17 protein-coding genes are annotated in these 18,227 nt (G+C 71.4%); 9 read left to right on the top strand and 8 right to left on the bottom strand.

What is annotated here, in order from left to right; translation table 11 throughout:
* Positions 1-7 precede the first annotated feature (7 nt).
* Positions 8-838 (bottom strand): DUF427 domain-containing protein, encoded by an 831-nt coding sequence (locus tag AB3M34_RS11755; protein WP_370614059.1) that lies wholly within the window; start codon positions 836-838, stop codon positions 8-10.
* Between the two features lie 70 nt (positions 839-908).
* On the opposite strand from AB3M34_RS11755, the gene AB3M34_RS11750 reads away from it, so the two are divergent.
* A complete protein-coding gene (locus tag AB3M34_RS11750) occupies positions 909-1,385 on the top strand; it encodes a hypothetical protein (protein WP_370614058.1) in 477 nt (158 codons plus the stop codon).
* 17 nt (positions 1,386-1,402) lie between these two features.
* On the opposite strand, the gene hrpA is transcribed toward AB3M34_RS11750, so the two are convergent.
* The 3 genes from hrpA to ypfJ are packed head-to-tail and all read right to left on the bottom strand — an operon-like array spanning position 1,403 to position 6,993.
* Positions 1,403-5,269 (bottom strand): ATP-dependent RNA helicase HrpA, encoded by a 3,867-nt coding sequence (gene hrpA, locus AB3M34_RS11745; protein WP_370614056.1) that lies wholly within the window; start codon positions 5,267-5,269, stop codon positions 1,403-1,405.
* Between the two features lie 25 nt (positions 5,270-5,294).
* Positions 5,295-6,083: a CPBP family intramembrane glutamic endopeptidase gene (locus AB3M34_RS11740; RefSeq protein ID WP_370614055.1), complete on the bottom strand. Its 789-nt coding sequence runs from the start codon at positions 6,081-6,083 to the stop codon at positions 5,295-5,297.
* A 10-nt stretch (positions 6,084-6,093) separates the two neighbouring features.
* On the bottom strand, positions 6,094-6,993 hold the full coding sequence (gene ypfJ / locus AB3M34_RS11735) for a KPN_02809 family neutral zinc metallopeptidase (protein WP_370614053.1): 900 nt from the start codon (positions 6,991-6,993) through the stop codon (positions 6,094-6,096).
* Between the two features lie 169 nt (positions 6,994-7,162).
* Here ypfJ and AB3M34_RS11730 point away from each other — a divergent pair, with 169 nt between their 5' ends.
* From AB3M34_RS11730 to AB3M34_RS11720, 3 genes are read left to right on the top strand one after another with little or no spacing between them, the layout of a single operon-like run.
* A complete protein-coding gene (locus AB3M34_RS11730) occupies positions 7,163-8,437 on the top strand; it encodes a DUF445 domain-containing protein (RefSeq protein ID WP_370614051.1) in 1,275 nt (424 codons plus the stop codon).
* A 41-nt stretch (positions 8,438-8,478) separates the two neighbouring features.
* Entirely contained in the window at positions 8,479-9,381 is a 903-nt protein-coding gene (locus tag AB3M34_RS11725; protein ID WP_370614050.1) for an AAA family ATPase, read from the top strand.
* A 27-nt stretch (positions 9,382-9,408) separates the two neighbouring features.
* Complete coding sequence (locus AB3M34_RS11720) at positions 9,409-10,782, top strand: vWA domain-containing protein (RefSeq protein WP_370614048.1); 1,374 nt, start codon at positions 9,409-9,411, stop codon at positions 10,780-10,782.
* Here the strand turns inward: AB3M34_RS11720 and AB3M34_RS11715 are convergent.
* On the bottom strand, positions 10,779-11,426 hold the full coding sequence (locus AB3M34_RS11715) for a GrpB family protein (protein WP_370614046.1): 648 nt from the start codon (positions 11,424-11,426) through the stop codon (positions 10,779-10,781). The genes AB3M34_RS11720 and AB3M34_RS11715 overlap by 4 nt on opposite strands.
* Complete coding sequence (locus tag AB3M34_RS11710) at positions 11,423-12,058, bottom strand: LysE family translocator (RefSeq protein WP_370614044.1); 636 nt, start codon at positions 12,056-12,058, stop codon at positions 11,423-11,425. The genes AB3M34_RS11715 and AB3M34_RS11710 overlap by 4 nt, the downstream gene beginning before the upstream one ends.
* 48 nt (positions 12,059-12,106) lie before the next feature.
* Between AB3M34_RS11710 and AB3M34_RS11705 the strand changes: the two genes are divergently transcribed.
* From AB3M34_RS11705 to AB3M34_RS11690, 4 genes are read left to right on the top strand one after another with little or no spacing between them, the layout of a single operon-like run.
* Positions 12,107-12,619, top strand: a complete 513-nt coding sequence (locus AB3M34_RS11705; protein ID WP_370614042.1) for a CGNR zinc finger domain-containing protein — start codon at positions 12,107-12,109, stop codon at positions 12,617-12,619.
* 26 nt (positions 12,620-12,645) lie between these two features.
* Positions 12,646-12,972, top strand: coding sequence for a DoxX family protein (locus AB3M34_RS11700; RefSeq protein ID WP_370614040.1), 327 nt, complete (start codon positions 12,646-12,648; stop codon positions 12,970-12,972).
* Positions 12,969-13,394, top strand: a complete 426-nt coding sequence (locus tag AB3M34_RS11695; RefSeq protein WP_370614038.1) for an SRPBCC family protein — start codon at positions 12,969-12,971, stop codon at positions 13,392-13,394. The genes AB3M34_RS11700 and AB3M34_RS11695 overlap by 4 nt, the downstream gene beginning before the upstream one ends.
* 58 nt (positions 13,395-13,452) lie before the next feature.
* Positions 13,453-14,598 carry an aromatic acid exporter family protein gene (locus AB3M34_RS11690; protein ID WP_370614037.1) on the top strand — a complete coding sequence of 382 codons (1,146 nt, stop codon included), beginning with the start codon at positions 13,453-13,455 and terminating at the stop codon, positions 14,596-14,598.
* Between the two features lie 15 nt (positions 14,599-14,613).
* Here the strand turns inward: AB3M34_RS11690 and AB3M34_RS11685 are convergent, their stop codons facing one another.
* Together AB3M34_RS11685 and AB3M34_RS11680 are read right to left on the bottom strand one after the other, a co-directional pair.
* Positions 14,614-15,759: a GTPase family protein gene (locus AB3M34_RS11685; RefSeq protein ID WP_370614035.1), complete on the bottom strand. Its 1,146-nt coding sequence runs from the start codon at positions 15,757-15,759 to the stop codon at positions 14,614-14,616.
* A gap of 4 nt (positions 15,760-15,763) precedes the next feature.
* Complete coding sequence (locus tag AB3M34_RS11680; RefSeq protein ID WP_370614033.1) at positions 15,764-16,690, bottom strand: DMT family transporter; 927 nt, start codon at positions 16,688-16,690, stop codon at positions 15,764-15,766.
* Positions 16,691-16,743: 53 nt separating this feature from the next.
* Between AB3M34_RS11680 and AB3M34_RS11675 the strand changes: the two genes are divergently transcribed.
* Positions 16,744-18,219, top strand: a complete 1,476-nt coding sequence (locus AB3M34_RS11675) for a PLP-dependent aminotransferase family protein (protein WP_370614031.1) — start codon at positions 16,744-16,746, stop codon at positions 18,217-18,219.
* The last annotated feature ends 8 nt before the right edge of the window (positions 18,220-18,227 follow it).

Here is an 18,227-nt window from a genome sequence, read left to right as displayed (position 1 = left end):
CGCCCGGTCAGGACCAGGGCGTGACGGGCCGCTCGACCCGCACGCCGTCGACGACGCGGTCGACGCGCTCGTCGAAGAACGCGACCAGGTCGCGCACCGGCAGGGCGTCGTGGCGGGGCTCGGCGTACGACCACGCGAGGTCCGCGTGCGTCTCACCGCCGACTCTCGCCGACCAGTAGGCAGCCGAGCCTTTATAGGCGCAGACCGACCGGCTGTCGGTCGGCGTCAGCAGGTCCCGCCGGACGTCCGCCCACGGCAGGTAGTACCTGACGGGCAGCCACGTCTCCAGCAGCATCACCGGCCGCCTGCTGTCGGCCAGCACGTGCCCGTCGATCTCGATCACGAGGTGCCGGGAGCTGCGCAGGCAGTCGATCCGCTTGAACGGGTCGCGCGGGTGCCCGACCATCTCCTCGTCCTCCTCGAACCACGCGTCGAACGCCGCCCAGTCGAGCACGACGTAGTCCTGCAGCGCGGGGTCCTCGGCGGCGAAGGCAGCACCCCGGAGGTCCCCGGCAGAGGTTCGGACGTCGAGGGCGACACCCGGCGTGCTGTGGGCACCGAAGCCCGTCCGCGGGTCGAGGACGAGCGGGTGGCCGGCGTCGATACGGACCTCGTGCTCCTGCGCGGGCTCGGCGGTCGACCGCACCAGGTCCGCTGCGACGTCGTGGACCGGTGCGGCGTACGAGGGGACGACGCGACGCGGCTCCCAGACGAGGATCGCCGACGTGGTGTCGACCACCGTCGCACCGCTGTGCGCCGCCCGGACCCGCTGCGGGACGGGATGGACCCGCAGGTCCGCCATGGTGGCTGCCTCGGCCTCGCGTATCCAGGTGGCCATGGGTTCCAGTATGCGTTCCGCGCAGCGGTGTCACGTGAGCCTTGCGGATCCCGCGGGTACGGTGGAGGTGATGAGCATCTTCTCGGGACGTTCTCCTCTCCGTGCTGCCCAGGCCGTGGGCGGTGCGGCGGTCGTGCTGCTCGCACTGACCGCCTGCTCGGACGACGGAGACGCGCCTGCGTCCGGGTCGGACGCACCGGCGGCGCCGTCCTTGAGCAGCCTCGGTGAGCTGTCGGGCCTGACGATGATCGACACGTCCTGGGAGGCGTTCCGTACGGCGAAGGTCACCGCGGTCACGGGTCGGCCCGACGCGCGCGCCGTGGACGTCGCGTACGAGGCGAGCGACGCCGAGTGCGAAGCCCTCGCCGGCTTCGCGACCCAGCGCGAGGACGACCAGGTGCGTGTGACGCTCGTGATCGGTCAGGACGAGACGTGCGAGCCGGGTTCGATCGTGCCTGCCACGACGTCCGTGCCGCTCGTCCGACCCCTGGGAACCGCCGAGCCGGTCGCCTCCACCTACTCGACCGGCTCGATCGAGATCGGCTGACGCGAGACGGGCGGGCGTCAGCTGATCGCGTCGATCAGCTTCGTCACGCGCTTGGGTGAGACGGGCACGGCCGTACGCAGCCGTTGCGCGAAGGTGCCGACGCGGAGCTCCTCGAGCGCCCAGCGCGCCGCGTCGACGGCGTCCGAGCGACGCTCGATGTCGGGGAGGGCCTCGACCGCCTCGTAGAACCTGGCTTCCAGGTCCTGGACGGTGTGGCGCTGCTCCGCCTCCGCCCGGTCGTCGCCGTGCTGGAGACGGTGCGCGGCAGCGCGGACGTACCGGGGGAGGTGCTTCAGCTGGTCGAGGCCCGTCTCGGAGACGAATCCGTCGTAGACGAGCCACGACATCTGCACCTCGATGTCGCGCACGATCTCCGGCTTGCTCCCGCGATAGCGGTCGAGGTCGCCGCGGAGGCTGCCGACGTCGGCGATCACGCGCTCGACCTCGCGGGCGACGGCGAGTGTCTGCGCGTACAGCTCGGCGCGGACCTTCTCGCGCAACTGCACGAACGTGTCCTCGTCGCGGACGACGGCGCGGCCGGTCACCGCGTCGATGCCGGCGAGGACGCTGTCCAGCATGAGCAGCGAGGTGCTCGCGTACGGCGCACCGGCGAGGACCAGCAGAGCGCGGGTGCCGAGGTCGCGCGACACCTGTGCGGCGGGTGAGGCGACGTTGAGCGCCAGCAGGCGGCGTACGCCCTCGCGCGAGGCGATCTCGGCGTGCAGGGGAGAAGCGAAGACGCGGAGATCGACGTGGGTGACACGGTCGACGAGCGCCGGGTACGCCGTGACCTCGTGGCCGCGGCTCATCGACGTGACCTGCGTCGGGATCGTGCCGAGGTCCCAGGTCATGATCCCGTCGCGCTCGATGCTGCTCGACGCGGCCGCGATCGTCTGCCGGAGGCGGGGGCGCAGCTCGGCGCGGAGACGGTCGAGGTCCTTGCCGCGGGACACCTCGGTGTCGCCGTCGAGCACGCGGAACGTCACGCGCAGATGCTTGGGCACGGTGCTGAGGTCGAAGGTCTCGGGCTTCACGACGTCACCGGTCAGTGTCCGAAGACCATCAGACATGGCCTCGGTGACCGGTTTGGCGGTGTTCAAGGGCAGGGCCATCAGACGACGCGCGACGTCGGGTGCGGGTACGAACTGGCGCCGTACCTGCTTGGGCAGGCCGCGCAGAAGCGCGGTCACCAGCTCCTGCCGGTAGCCCGGGACACCCCACAGGAAGGCAGTCTCGTCGAGGTCCGCGAGCCGTTCCAGAGGCACGTCGACCGTGACGCCGTCGACGTCGCTGTCGGGCTCGAACGCGTACGAGAGCGGGAGGTCGAGACCGGCGGACTCCCAGGTCGTCGGGTAGGCCTCCAGAGCGACGTCGCCTGCATCGTCGCGGACCAGATCCTCCGGCGTGAGGTCGAGCAGGTCGGGCTTGCGGTGGCGCGCCTTCTTCCACCAGGAGTCGAAGTGGCGCACGGAGACCACGTCGGGTCCGACGCGCTCGTCGTAGAACGCGAAGAGCACCTCGTCGTCCACGCGGATGTCGCGGCGCCTGACCTTGTCCTCGAGCCCTTCGATCTCGGCGATGACCTCGGCGTTGCGTCGCCAGAACGGGTGGTGGGTGCTCCACTCGCCCTGCACGAGCGCATGGCGGATGAAGAGCTCACGCGCCACCTCGACGTCGACCTTGCCGTAGGAGACGAGGCGGTCGGCGACGACGGGTACGCCGTACAGCGTGACGCGCTCGTGCGCCATCACCGCGCCACGGCGACGTGACCAGTGCGGCTCAGAGTAGGAGCGCTTGAGCAGGTGGGCCGCCTCCTGCTCGATCCACGCCGGCTCGACCTTCGCCGCGGTGCGCGCCCACAGACGCGAGGTCTCTACCAGCTCGGCGGCGACGACCCACTGCGGCGGTTTCTTGGCGAGGCCCGAGCCTGGAAAGATCGCGAACCGGGCGCCGCGCGCACCGAGGTAGTCACGCGTCTCGCCCTCGCGCAGTCCGATGTGGGACAGGAGCCCGGTCAGGGCGGCCGAGTGGATACGGTCGGGATCGGCGGGCGTGCTGTTGAGGTCCAGCTTCATGCCCTTGCACTGGTCGCGCAGCATCGCGTGGACGTCCTGCCACTCGCGGATCCGCAAGAAGTGCAGGTAGTCCTCGCGGACCGTCCTGCGAAAAGCGTTGCCGGACAGCTCACGGCGCTGCTCGCGGAGGTAGTTCCACAGGTTGAGATACGCGAGGAAGTCCGAGGTCGGGTCCGTGAAGCGGGCGTGCTTCGCGTCGGCCTGCTGCTGCGCCTCGAGCGGGCGCTCGCGGGGGTCCTGGATCGACAACGCCGAGACGATCACCAGCATCTCGCGCAGGACGCCGTAGGTGGACGCGGCGACGAGCATCCGGGCGAGGCGCGGGTCGAGGGGGAAGGCCGCCACCTGCCGCCCGACCTCGGTGAGCGAGCTCCGCATCCCCTTCGCGCCGGCGGTGAGCGCGCCGAGCTCCTCGAGAAGACCGACCCCGTCACGGACGGCCCGCTGGTCCGGTGGGTCGAGGAACGGGAAGTCTTCGACCGGGCCCAGGTCCAGAGACGCCATCTGGAGCATGACCGACGCGAGGTTCGTCCGCAGGATCTCCGGGTCGGTGAACTCCGGGCGGCCCTCGTAGTCGTCCTCGGCGTAGAGGCGGATGCAGATGCCGTCCGACGTACGACCCGACCGCCCGGCACGCTGGTTCGCACTCGCCTGCGAGATCGGCTCGATGGGGAGGCGCTGCACCTTCAGCCGCTGGCTGTAGCGCGAGATGCGTGCCGTGCCGGGGTCCACGACGTAACGGATGCCCGGCACGGTCAACGACGTCTCGGCGACGTTGGTGGCGAGGACGATCCGGCGACCGGTGTGCGCCTCGAAGACCTTGTGCTGCTCAGCCGCGGACAGCCGGCCGTACAGGGGGAGGATCTCGGTCCGGCGCATCTTGCGGTCGCGCAGCATGTCGGCGGTGTCGCGGATCTCGCGCTCGCCGGAGAGGAAGACCAGGACGTCCCCGTCCGACTCGCGGCCCAGCTCGTCCACGGCGTCGCCGATCGCGGCGAGGACGTCGCCGTCCTCGCGCTCCGCGAGGGGGCGGTAGCGGATCTCCACCGGGTACGTCCGCCCGCTGACCTCGATGATCGGGGCGGGGTTGCCGGCCGCGTCGGCGAAATGGGCGGCGAAGCGCTGCGGGTCGATGGTCGCCGACGTGATGACGACCTTCAGGTCGGGACGACGGGGGAGGAGCCGGCGGAGGTAGCCGAGCAGGAAGTCGATCGTCAGGGAGCGCTCGTGGGCCTCGTCGACGATCACGGTGTCGTAGCGCAGCAGCAGCGGGTCGTCGTGGATCTCGGCGAGCAGCACGCCGTCGGTCATCACGCGGACGAGCGTGTCCGGACCAGAGCGGTCGTCGAAGCGCACGGCGTAGCCGACCGTCTCGCCGAGCGTCGTCTTGGTCTCCTCGGCCACGCGGGCGGCGACGCTGCGGGCGGCGATGCGACGCGGCTGCGTGTGGGCGATCGTGCCGCGGACGCCGCGACCGAGGCCGAGCGCGATCTTCGGCAGCTGCGTCGTCTTGCCGGAGCCGGTCTCGCCGGCGACCACGATCACCTGGTGCTCGTCGAGCGCTGCAGCGATGTCGTCGCGTCGGTCCGAGACGGGCAGCTCCGGCGGGTACTCGAGCGCCGGCACCGCCGCCGTACGGGACGCGACCCGGCGCTCGGCGGCCGCGACCTGCTTCTCGACGTCGGCCAGCTGGTGGCTGCGGCGATCTGCGTCGCGCTGCGACGCCGCGCGGTCGAGGCTGCGGCGCAGGCGGCGCTCGTCGCGCAGCGTCACCTCGCGCAAGCGCGTACGCAGCTCACCGACCGTCATCCGAGAATCCCTAGGGCTGTGTGTGTCAAGGAAGGTTGAGGGCGTCCTTCAGGAGGGCGTACCCGACGAACGCGACGATGTCGAGGATCGCGTGGGCGATCACCAGCGGGACGATGCGCCCTGTCCGCTGATAGAAGTACCCGAACACGATACCCATCACCGCGTTGCCGATCGCCGGGCCGACCCCCTGGTAGAGGTGGTACGACCCGCGCAGCGCCGCGCTCGTCGCCAGAACCTGCCACCGGCCCCACCCGAGCTGCGTCAGCCGCCACATGAGGTAGCCGACGACGATGACCTCCTCGAGGACCGAGTTCATCAGCGCCGACGAGATCAGGACGGGGACACGCCACCAGTGGTCGTCGAGCGCGCTCGGCACGATCGTCGCCGTGATGCCGACCGCGCGCCCGATGAAGTAGAACGCCAGTCCGGGGAGCCCGATGAGGGCCGCGAGGCCGATGCCCCAGCCGGCGTCCCCGGCAGGAGACCCACGCCCGATGCCCATCACGCGGCGCGGTGCGTCGCCCGAGCGGACAAGGAGGTAGAGCACGAGAACCACCGGCATCAGCGCGAACCCGATGCCGAGGAGCTGGTAGGTGAGGTCCAGCCACGACCGGTCGCTGCGCGAGGCGTTGAGCGTCGCAGTCTGGTCCGACAAGGGGCCGCGCGTGAGCTTCGCGACCAGTGAGACCGTCGCGTAGATCGCCGACTGGAGCAGCGACAGCAGCAGGACGATCCACACCTCGACGCCGAGCAGGCGGCGCTGCGGGGCCGTGACCCGGTCCGGTGCGGGGACCAGCGGACCGGGGAACGTCACGGTCACGGTGTCAGAGCTGCCGGGCGGAAAGCGTGTCGCACGAGTTGAGGTTGCCCGACTCGTAGCCGGTCATGAACCAGCGCTGACGCTGCTCCGCCGAACCGTGAGTCCAGCTCTCCGGGTTCACGCGTCCGGTCGCCGACTCCTGGATGCGGTCGTCGCCGACGGCGGCCGCGGCCGACAGTGCGGACTCGATGTCGGACTCGGTGAGCGGCTGGATGAGTGTGGTGCCGTCAGCGTCCTCGGTGGTCGACGCGTGGTGCGCCCAGACGCCGGCGAGGCAGTCCGCCATCAGCTCGACCCGGACGGCGCCCGAGGTGGGGCCCTCACGGTCCTGCTGGGCGTACTGGAGGACGCCGAGGATGTTCTGGACGTGGTGCCCGTACTCGTGGGCGACGACGTACATCTGCGCCAGCGCGCCGCCGTCCGCGCCGTACCGGCTGGTCAGCTCGTCGAAGAACGAGGCGTCGATGTACACCTGCTCGTCGGTCGGGCAGTAGAAGGGGCCGACGGCGTTGCTCGCGGTGCCGCACGCCGACTGGGTCTGGCCGGAGTAGATGACCGTGTACGCGTCGCGGTACTGGCGGTTCGCGTCGGCCGGGAGCGCCTCGCGCCAGTAGTCCTGGACGCTGTTCACGGTGCCGATGACGCGGCACACGTCGTCGCGGTTGGCGTCGGCTCCGGTCTGGCACTGCGAGAAGTCCATCTCGGTCGAGCCGGCCTGCTGGACCTGCGAGGTGTCGAACGCGCCCGCGGATCCACCCTGCTCGAACGGGTTGACCCCCAGGAGGAGGCCGATGATCAGGAGGATGATGCCTCCTGCGCCGCCGCCGATGGCGACACCCGTCCGGCTCGAACCACCGCTGCGGACCTGGCTGGTGTCGAGGTCCGCACCCTCGTTGAAGGTCATGCTGGGAGTCTAGGGCGATCGGCCCGCCGCATCCCGTCGGTGGACTCCACGATCCCCGCTGGTCGAGCTCCCCGCCCCCGCTGGTCGACCCCCCGCCCCCGCTGGTCGAGGTGCGGGGTCCGACTGTCGGCGAACGGACCTGCCCGACCGGTCCGGCTAGGCTTCCCGCGTGAGTGAGTTGCGGACCATCGGCTTCACTGTTCCGGAGTCCCTGGGTGGTTCGGACGCCGAACGACGACGCGGGCTTCGGCAGATGCGCACCCTCGCGTCGGGCCTGCTGGTCCTCGCCGCGATCGTGTACGCGCTCACCTACGGCGAGGCGGGAGGCCTCGGCTACGTCAACGCGGGTGCGGAAGCCGCGATGGTGGGCGCCTTGGCTGACTGGTTCGCCGTGACCGCGATCTTCAAGCACCCGCTGGGCCTCCCGATCCCGCACACGGCGCTGATCCCGAAGCGCAAGGACGCGCTCGGTGTGAGCCTGCAGGAGTTCGTCACCGACAACTTCCTCAACGAGGCCGTCGTCCGGGAGCGGGTCGAGTCGGCCCGCATCAGCCTGCGGATCGGCAGCTGGATCGCCGATCCCACCCATGCGCGGAGGTTGGTCGACATCGGTTCCCGCATCCTGCGCGACGGTCTGTCGCGGATCAGCGACGACGACGTGGCGGCGATCGTCCGTGAGGTGATCGTTCCCCGCCTCAAGTCCGAGGAGCTCAGCCCGGCTGCCGGACAGGCGCTCGGGGAGATCGTGCGTGACGGCGCGCACCACGGCCTCGTCGACATCGGCGTCGAGGAGCTGCACCGCTGGCTCCTCGAGAACCAGGAGACGGTGGAGGGAATGGTCGCCGACCGCGCGCCCTGGTGGACTCCGCACTGGGTCGACGACAAGATCTCCACACGGCTCTACCGGGAGACGCTGTCGTGGGTCGACGACGTGCGCGCCGACCCGGAGCACCGCGTCCGGCAGTCCCTCGACGAGTTCCTGGTGCAGCTCTCCGACGACCTCCAGCACGACCCGGCGACCCAGGCGCGCGCCGAGGCGCTCAAGGAGCGGATCCTCTCGCAGCCCCAGGTCGTCGACGTCGCGGTCGCGCTGTGGAGCGGGTTGCGCCACGCCCTCCTCGACTCGCTCGACGAGTCCGCAGGCATGCTTCGCACGCGGCTCGTGGCGATCCTCTGCGAGACCGGCGAACGCATCGTGTCCGAGCCGGAGCTCCAGGCGCGTCTCGACCGGATGGCCAGCGACACCGCGGCCTTCGTGGTCACGAACTACGGCAGCGAGATCGCGACCGTGATCTCGGAGACGGTCAACCGGTGGGACGGCAAGGAGGCGTCGCGGCGCATCGAGCTGCACGTCGGACGCGACCTCCAGTTCATCCGGATCAACGGCACCGTGGTCGGCGCGCTCGCCGGGGTGACCATCCACGCGTTCTCGCACCTGCTCTGAGGCGGGCACGACGGCGGGCGGTGCCCGCGTAGGCTGACCGCGTGAGCGAACGCTTCTCCTCCGTCGAGGACGTCACCGAGCAGCTGGCCGTCTACGGCTACCTGGCCTCGCCGTCCGTCGCGACCACCGTCTTCCTCGCCGACAGGCTCGACAAGCCGCTGCTGGTCGAGGGCCCGGCCGGCGTCGGCAAGACCGAGCTCGCCCGCGCCGTGGCCCAGGCGACGGGCGCGGGCCTGGTCCGGCTGCAGTGCTACGAGGGTGTCGACGAGGCGCGGGCGCTGTACGAGTGGAACCACGCCAAGCAGCTCCTCCGCATCACCTCCGGCCGCGGGGAGACGTGGGACGCGACGCGCGACGACATCTTCACGGACGAGTTCCTCCTCGCGCGTCCGTTGCTCCAGGCGATCCGGTCCGAGCGGCCGAGCACCCTCCTCATCGACGAGGTCGACAAGGCCGACCTCGAGATCGAAGGGCTCCTGCTCGAGGTCCTGAGCGACTACGCCATCACGGTTCCCGAGCTCGGCACGATCACCGCCCGGCACGCACCGTTCACGGTGCTCACCTCGAACGCCACGCGCGAGCTGAGCGAGGCGCTCCGGCGGCGGTGCCTGTTCCTGCACATCGACTTCCCCGACGCGGAGCTCGAGGAGCGGATCGTACGCTCGCGCGTGCCGGGTGTGGACGACACTCTCGCGACGTCGTTGGTCAGGGTCGTCAACGCCCTGCGGCGGATCGACCTGCGCAAGGCGCCGTCGGTGTCGGAGAGCATCGACTGGGCGCGTACGCTCCTCGCGCTCGGAGCGGAGTCGCTCGACGAGTCGGTCGTCGACGAGACGTTGGGTGTGCTCCTCAAGCACACCGACGACGTCGCCCGCGCCCGCAAGCACCTGCAGCTCGACGACACCCCACGATTTGACGGGTTGTCCACCGAACGGCGGGGCTGACGGGTGGATAACGCGTCAAATCGTGGGGTGCCCGGTCGCCTGGTCGCGATGGTCGAGTCGCTGCGCGGTCACGGGCTGATCGTCGGCACGAGCGAGACCGTGGACGCGGCCCGGGTGATGGGCGTCCTGTCGCTCGCTGACCGCGACCTTCTCCGCGAGGGTCTCGCCGCCGCCCTGATCCGGCGTACGGGGCAGCGCCGCGTGTTCGACGCGGTGTTCGACGTCTACTTCCCGGCCGCGGTCGGGGCACGGGAGACCATCCGCGAGAAGGAGCCGGAGTCGACCGAGCAGCCGAGCACCGTCGCCGACCTCCGCGACGACCTCGTCGCGGCACTCGCCGACGGCGGCCGGGAGGCGCTCGAAGACGTCGCCGCAGCGGCGGTCGACGCGCTGGGTGCGGTTCAGGCCGGTTCAGGACCCGGGACGGCCGGCGCCGGATGGTCGGCCCGTCAGACGCTGGAGCAGCTGCGCCCACAGACCGCGATCGTGCGCGCCCTCGCACAGCGGGGGAGCACGACGGGCTTCGTCGAGCGACTCGACCGCGACGAGGTCCGCCGCGACGTCGAGCGCTTCCGCGAGCTCGTCCAGACCGAGGCGAGCCGTCGTTCGGCCGAGGTGCGCGGGCGCGACCGGGTCGCGAAGTACGCCGTCCGCCCGGACGCCAGCCAGGTCGAGTTCCTCGCCGCCAGCCGTGAGCAGGTGCTCGAGCTGCGGCGTACGGTCCAGCCGCTCGCACGACGGCTCGCCACCCGGCTGTCGGCCCGACGCCGTCGGCGAAACCGCGGTCAGGTCGACATCCGGCGGACCCTCCGCCGGTCGATGTCGTACGGCGGCGTGCCCTTGAACCCGGTGTTCGAGCACCGGCGCAAGGCGCGGCCCGAGCTGGTGCTGCTGTGCGACGTGTCGGGGTCGGTCGCCGGGTTCGCGGGATTCACGATGCTGCTCGTCCAGGCGTTGCACGAACAGTTCAGCAGGGTGCGGGTGTTCGCGTTCGTCAACCACACCGACGAGGTCACCGAGCTCGTCACCGGCGGCGAGGCGGATCCGGGCGCGCTCGCCGAGCGCATCGCGGCGAACGCGAACGTCGCCCCCTGGCACGCCTCGAGCGACTACGGCCGCGCGCTGCGGTCGTTCGTCAGTCGCTACGGCGCCGTGATCGGCCCTCGGACGAGCGTCCTGATCCTCGGCGACGCGCGCGCCAACCACCTCGACCCCGACCTCGACGCGCTGCGTGACATCGTCGGGCGAGCGAGGCGGACGTTCTGGCTGAACCCCGAGCACGAGGGTCGCTGGGGCTTGGGCGACTCGGTCGCTCCGGCGTACGCGCAGGTCGTCGACATGCACGAGTGCCGCACGGTCGACCAGCTCTCCCGTGTCGTCGGGCGCCTGCTGCCGGTCTAGGTCCCGGCGATGCCCGGGTCGATCGGCTGCGGGTCGTGGGGGTGCTCGGGATCGGCGGCGAACGCCCGCTCGTAGATCTCGTAGATCAGCGCCGACTTCGCTGCGTTGTAGGCCATGACGGTCCCGACCTCTCGGGTGGCGATCTCCTCCTTGAGACGCGCATACGCCGCCCGGTCCGCACCGTCGGTCAGCAGACGGTCCCGGAAGATGCGGTGGCGGTGCGGCTCCGCGGCGTCCGGACCGAAGACGTGGAGGTTCACCATCGGCTCGTCGAGGCGCAGCATCCGGTGCTCCTCCCACCACGGCTCGCGGATCCTGAGGACGAATCCGAGCCGCTCGAGCGCCGGGAGGTACGAAGCCTCGTCGGCGGGGGAGGCGACGACCAGGTCGATGTCGAGGACCGGCTTCGCCGACAGGCCGGGCACGGAGGTGGAACCGACGTGCTGGACGGCGACGACCAGATCGCCGAGTGCGCCGCTGATGCGATCGGCAACCTGCGCGTACGTGGCAGGCCAGGCGGAGTCGTACGGGACGACGTCGACGTGGCCGCCGGCCAGGCGGGGCTCGGTGCCGGTGACGAACGCGCGGTCGGTCTGCTCCTGGGTGGGCGTCTCGTACGGACGCCAGAGGGGATGGACGCTCACGCAGAGATCGTACGGAGTGCGTCGACCAGCAGGAGCGCCGCCAGGACGGCGTAGACGCAGGCGGCGACGACCGTGAGGGCGGTGCCGGCGCGACCGCCCGTGTCCAGCGAGCGCCCGAGCCGTCCGGCCGCGACGCCGATCGCGGCGTCGCACGCGAGGCCGATGAGCAGGAACGTGGACCCGAGGGTCAGCATCTGCAGTGCCGGTGGCCCGTGGCCTGCGACGACGAAGCCCGGGAGGAACGCGGCGAAGAAGAGGATGACCTTGGGATTGGTGAGGTTGGTGATCACCGCGCGCACGAGGACGTCGCGCGACCGAGGGCTGAGCGTCTGGGCGGCAGATCGACCGAGCTCGCGCACGGTGACGACGGCGAGCCATCCGAGGTAGCCCGCACCGGCGATCTGCACGGCGACGATGAGCGCAGGGTCGACGGCGAGCAGCGCGGCGAGCCCTGCGGTCGCCGCGAGCACGTGGACGACCATGCCGAGCGCCATCCCGAGAGCGGAGATCACGCCGGCGCGCGGCCCGTCACGCAGCGCGACGGCCGCGATGTAGGTGTTGTCAGGCCCAGGGGCGAGCGTCACCGCGAGCACTGCGGCGACGAACGCGGGAATGACCGACGGATCGACCATCGGTCCATCATAACGCCATACTGCGATGTTTACCGTTACACTGATGGCGTGCTGGTACTGGAGCCCGACGCCGTCGTGACCCTCGTGAACGAGTGGGGCACGGCGCCACGCGTCGAGGCAGGCGAGTCCGACAGCGCGTTTCCGCCGACGGAGCAAGTGGCGCCGGACGTTGCGTTCAGCGACCCCGACCTCGTGCGGGTCGCCGACCTGCTCCACCCGCTGTTCGCGGCGGAGTCGCCGGTCGAGCGCATCCGCATCGTCGACGAGCTGCTCGCCGGCGCAGGGACGACGGTCCGCGTCGCCCTGGTCGACGGCCATGTCCGGGACGGCTGGGTGCCGGCGAGCCCGCGCGACGCTCTCCTCGTCGCAGCGCTGCGCACGGTCCATGACATGCTCGTGGAACGCGGAGCCGACGCGATCGGCACCTGCGAGGGTGCGGCGTGCGTGGACGTGTGGATCGACCGACCGCGAGGCCGCCCGCGGCGCTACTGCTCCGACACGTGTGCGGGTCGCGCGCGCGTGACCGCTTTTCGCCGACGCCGACGAGAGGAAGACGTGTGAGTGCTCTCCCCGATCCTGTATGGCCCGTGGTCGTGCTGGCTGTGATCCAGCTCGCCGACGCCATCTTCTGTCTCAAGCCCCTCCCGTTCGTCCGCGACTGCCTTACCGACGTCCGGTTCCCGCGGCGGTGGTGGCCAGTCCTGACACCGCTCAAGCTCGCCGCCGCAGCAGGTCTCGTCGCCGGGATCTGGATCCCGTACCTCGGGCTGGTCACGACGCTCGCGCTCGTCGCCTACTTCCTCGCCGCGATCACCGCGCACGTGCGGGCACGCGACCTGGGACGCAACCTGTTCGTCAACGCGATCGGCATGCTGGTGATCTGCGTGGGCGTCGCCTGGTGGTCGTTCGCATGAGGTACGAGGTCGGGGTTGACGTCGACGCCCCGGTCGAGGTGGCGTGGACCGTCCTTGCCGATCCGGCAGAGTGGCCGTTGCTCACCGACAGCTTCATCAAGGTGCGGCCCAAGGACGGGAGCGGTCTCGTCGTCGGGCAGCGCTACGTCGTCCGTCAGCCGTCGATGCGGGCACTGACGTGGCTCGTGACCGACGTCGAACCCGGTGCGGGCTTCACGTGGCGTTCGTCGGTCCTCGGTGTCCGGACAGAGGCGTCGCACCGGTTCGTCCCCCGCGGGTCCGGCTCCCGGCTGGAGCTGCGCCTCGTGCAGAGCGGCCCGCTCGCGCGCATCACCGGCGCGATCGGGGGTACGCACTACCGCGCACTCGTCGACCGCGAGGCCGCCACCTTCGCCGGGGCAGCCGAGCACCGCGCCCGCTGACCACGGTGGTGGCGGGAGCGATCGGCTGGCGCGAACGCACCCGACTAGCGTGGACGGCATGCTGATGCGCTCGACGACGAGCAGCGACCCGCTCCTCGGGTCGCGGCTCCACATCGCCATCAAGGCAGCCGTCGCTGCCGCGCTTGCCTGGCAGCTCGGCAACCTGCTCCCGAGCCCGGTCGGGGACTACGCGTACTACGCGCCGATGGGTGCCGTCCTCGCCGTGCACCCCAGCGTTGCGGGTTCGGTGAGGGAGTCGGCGCAGATCTTCGGCGCTCTCGTGATCGGCGCGGCGGTCGGCGCGGTCTTCCACGTGCTGCCGCTGCCCGGATGGGCCGGCGTCGGCCTCCTGGTGCTCGTCGCGGTCGTGCTCGCTGGATGGGACCTGCTCGGCGACGGTCGGACCTGGGTGATCACGGCGGCGCTGTTCACCTACATCCTCGGCAACATCGACACCTCGGGCTTCGTCTCCGGCCTGGTCGGCCAGGTCGCGCTCGGTGCGGCGGTCGGGGTCGCGCTCACGCTGGCGCTCCCGCCGGTGCCCGCGCGGGTGGCGCGCCGACGGCTGGACGCCCTCGCTGCGGAGGTGGCCGACCAGCTCGACGAGATGGCCGAGGTGCTGCGTGGCGACAGCGACGACCCGAAGGCGACCTGGCAGGGCGTGACGCGTGAGGTCTTTCCCGACGCCCTGCGGCTCCGAGAGAGCTTCTCGACGCTCGACGAGTCGCTCCGCGGGAACATCCGAGCCGCCAGGTGGCGTGACCTGGTCCAGCGCCGGCGGGACGAGGCGGACGTCCTCGAGCGTGTCGCCGCGCTGGTGGAGAACCTCGCGTACATGCTCGGCGAGGTCCAGGGGTCAGAGCGCCCGTGGTTGCGCGCCGGGGGAGAGGGTGCGCCCGCCGTCGCCGACGTGCTCGAAGAGCTCGCCAACGTCGTACGCCGCCTGGTCGGCGACGATCCGCTGGGACCCGAGGACACGCGTCCGCTGGTCGACGGCGTGCAGCGCCTGGCGGACCTCGTCGTGGCCACGAGCGGACAGGGCGAGAGCCTGTTCCCCGGAGGTGCCGTCGTGGTGAGCCTCCGCCGCATCCTGGGGGTGCTGCCCGTACCGGCGCAGGACGAGGCAGCACCACCGCCGATCGCCCCGCTCGGTGGAGCTGCGTGGCCGCCGCGTCGTAGCCGTGGCCGGCGTCGGCGGAGGTAGAGCCCGGCGCGCGCCTCAGCGCTCGACGGCCGGTGGGCGTCGCCGCTTCGCCTGCTTGGCGAACTCGTCCATGAACACACGTCGGATGGTCGCGCTGTCCAGGGCACCGCCCACCGTCTGGAGGTCTCCCTGCGCGAGGCGCTCGCAGACGCGTGTCCAGGCGTGACCGACGGCGTACGTCAGGGTGCCGGCGACGGCGGCGTTGACGGTCCCGCCGACGACGGTGCCGGCCCCGGGGATGAGCTTGAGCAGGCTCGTCACGGCGGTCCGACCGGCGACGGTGGCGGCTGCCGTCGCTGCGAGGGACGCCGCGGTCGACCGCTCGAGACTCAACCCGTACGTGCTGGCGATCGAGGCCATCAACGTGATCTGGATCGGCACGAGCACGGCGGCGTCGGAGAAGGGGATGGGGCTTGCTCCGGCCGTCCCCGCGGCACTCGTCGCCAGCTTGATCGCGTCGCCCGCCCGCTTGCGCTTGCGCGCCAGGTCGATGCGCTGGGCAGCCGTGATCGCGTTGGCTACCCCTTCCGGGGCGCTGCGAAAGGTGGCATCGAGGACGTCCATCAGGCCGTGCGCCTCGAGACGGGCGAACGGGTCGGCGAGGGCCATCGTGAGGTACACGTGGTTGCGGTGGATCGGGAGCTCGCGCCGCTCGATCTCGGCAGCCAGTGCGAGGGCGTCGGGATGCACCTGTCCCTCGATGCGCGGCACCTGGGTCATCACGAGCAGCACAGGCACGCCCAGACGCGCGAGCTCCCGGACGAACTCGGCCTCCGTCTCCTCGAACCGGCGGTCACCGGCGCGGACGCAGAACCAGGCGACGTGCAGGTGCTCCTCCAGAGGGCGGTGCCGCATCCGGGCGACGTGCTCGCCGACCTCCGCGATGATCGCGGCGTTGTCGACGCCGACCTCGAGGCCGCGCGTGTCGAGGACGCCGAGCGTGCCGCTCTTGTGGAGATAGAGGTGCTCTTCGCGGGTGACCGGCTCGCCGATCCCGGTCGCTGCGATCTCGTCACCGAAGATCGCGTTCACCAGCGTGCTCTTACCGACGCCGGTCTTGCCGAAGATCGCGAGGTTGAAGCGTCCCAGTCGCCGCTGCTCGGTCTCCCACGCGTTGCGGAACGCGTCGCTGAACCAGCTCTCGGTCGGTGAGTCGGGCACGTGGCTAGGGTGCCAGAGAGGCGGTGACCATGCCGACGGCGGAGCGCCGACGTGTCGCGCGTCGGGCGAGTCCGAGGGCCAGACCCGCACCGACGACGGCGATGCCGATCCACACGTACGGCGAAGGCACGTCTCCGGTGACCACGATGCCGGCTCCGGCCGCCGCGACGGGTGCCACGCCGGTCAGGAGACCCGCGGAGGCGGCACCGACGCGAGCCACCGTGGCGTACCAGAGCACGAACGCGACAGCGGTCACCAGGGCGGCCAGGTAGGCGATGGCCACCCACTGGTCGGGTTGGATCCGCGTGACCGCCGTCGGGCCCTCTCCGACGAGGGCGAGGACGCCGAACATGAGCGTGCCGACCACCACCGAGTGGACCGAGACGCCCCACGCCCCGAGGCGCGGCAGGAGCGGAACTGCGAGGAGGGTGAACGCCGCCTCGCACGCGAGCGCGACGGCGGCCCAGAACACCCCGTACGCGTCGGTGCGCCCGAATCCCTGGACGAGCACGCTCCCGGCGGTGACCAGCGCCGCCGCGGCCAGCAGTCGCCGGGTCGGTGATCCGCCCTCGAGGAGCGGCCCGATCAGCCCCAGCACGATGGGGACGGACGCGACCGCCACGGCGATCACCGCAGGTTCTGCGTGCTCGGCACCACGGACGAGGGCGATGTTGAAGAGCACCAGACCGGATCCGGCCAGGAGCACCAGGAGGGCCCACTCGGAGCCTCGTGGCATCGGCACGGGACGCCCGAGGACGCGCGCACAGAGCACGAGCAGCACGGCTGCTGCGGCGTACCGGATGGTCTGCGCCGTCATCAGCGGGGCGTCCACGAGCACGTGGGACACCGCGACGCTGCCGCCGACGAGAGCCATGCCGATGGCGCCGGGCAGGTAGCCGGCGATGGAGGACTGTTGAGGTTCATGGTGCATGTCCTTCACGATGTCGGCAGAATGGCCCGGTGCACAGTGCCAATCAACACCCGATGGACGGGTCCAAACGTCGCGATGGCAGCGGGTCCGACTTCCTGGTTCTCCGACTGGGGGAGGTGCCGCAGGGCGAGCGCACGGCGTGGCTCACCGGCCGGATCCGCGAGTCCATCGGCGACGGGGTCCTGGGCACGGGCGACCGCCTGCCCGCCAGTCGGACCCTGGCCGCTGAGCTCGGCGTGTCGCGCGGCGTGGTCACCGAGGCCTACCAGCGACTCGTCGACGAGGGCCACGTGGTCGGTCGTGGGCGCGGCGGGACCGTCGTGGTCTCCCGTCCGGTGTCCGCGCCTGCGAGCGGACCCGTGCCGACACCTGACAGCGCGGCGGGCATCTTCGACGACCTCGGCGCCGACGACGTCGTCGACCGCCTCCGTGCCGTCCCGGCCCGCATCGACCTCTCGCCAGGTGTCCCGGACCTGACGGCCTTCCCTCGGGCGGCGTGGCTGCGGGCCGAGCGGGAGGTCCTCGGTGCGCGGTCCGCCTCCGACCTCGGCTACGGCGACCCGCGGGGTGCTCCCGCGCTGCGCCGCGCCGTCTCGCGGTGGGTCGCACGCAACCGCGGGATCAGCGTCGACCCTGACGACATTCTCGTCGTCGCAGGCGCCGCGCAGGCGTTCTTCCTGCTCGCCCACGTGCTCCGTGAGGGTGGGACGACGCGGGTCGGCATGGAGGAGCCGGGTTCCTTCGGTGCCCGACAGCAGCTCCGGCGGCTCGGGCTCGACCCGGTCCCCGTGCCGGTCGACGCGGACGGGCTGCGCGTCGACGATCTCCGGACCAGCGGCGTGCGCGCGGTGATGACCACACCGGCGCACCAGTTCCCGACCGGCGTCGTGCTCGGAGGGGCGCGCCGGCGCGAGCTCACCGCGTGGGTCGAGGAAGGCGGACTGGTGCTGGAGGACGACTACGACGCCGAGCACCGGTACGACCGCGCGCCGGTGCCTGCCCTCCGCGCCACGTTGGGGGACGGGGTCGCGTACGTCGGGAGCGTCTCCAAGCTGCTCGCTCCGGCGCTGCGGACCGGCTGGCTGGTCGCGCCCCGGAGCCTGCGGTCGTCGTTGGTCCGGCTCAAGCGTGACGTGGACCTCGGCAACCCGGTTCTCGCCCAGCTGGTCCTGGCACACCTCATGGAGTCGGGAGCGCTGGAACGTCAGCTGCGCGCGCTCCGGACCCGTCACCGCAACCGCCGGGATGCGATGGTCGCCGCACTCGGGGAGCGACTCCCGGACGCGACCGTGCGTGGCGCGGCCGCTGGGCTGCACCTCGTCGTCACGCTGCCGGACGGCATCGACGACACCCTGGTCGCACGTGCGGCGCTCGAACGCGGCGTCAAGCTGCACCCGCTGTCGCTGCACCGCCAGCTCCCGGGAGCGCCGGGACTCGTGATGGGCTACGCGGCCCACCCGCCGGGTGTCGTCACCGAGGGCATCGGCCTCGTGGCCGACTCCATCGAGGGGGTACTGGACAAAACATGAGGGGAACC

Origin of the sequence: Mumia sp. Pv4-285, assembly GCF_041320275.1 — a bacterium.
In the GTDB taxonomy this organism is placed as follows: Bacteria; Actinomycetota; Actinomycetes; order Propionibacteriales; family Nocardioidaceae; genus Mumia; species Mumia qirimensis.
Note: the sequence above shows the minus strand (reverse complement) of the source record. Positions and strands in the feature narration are given on the sequence as shown.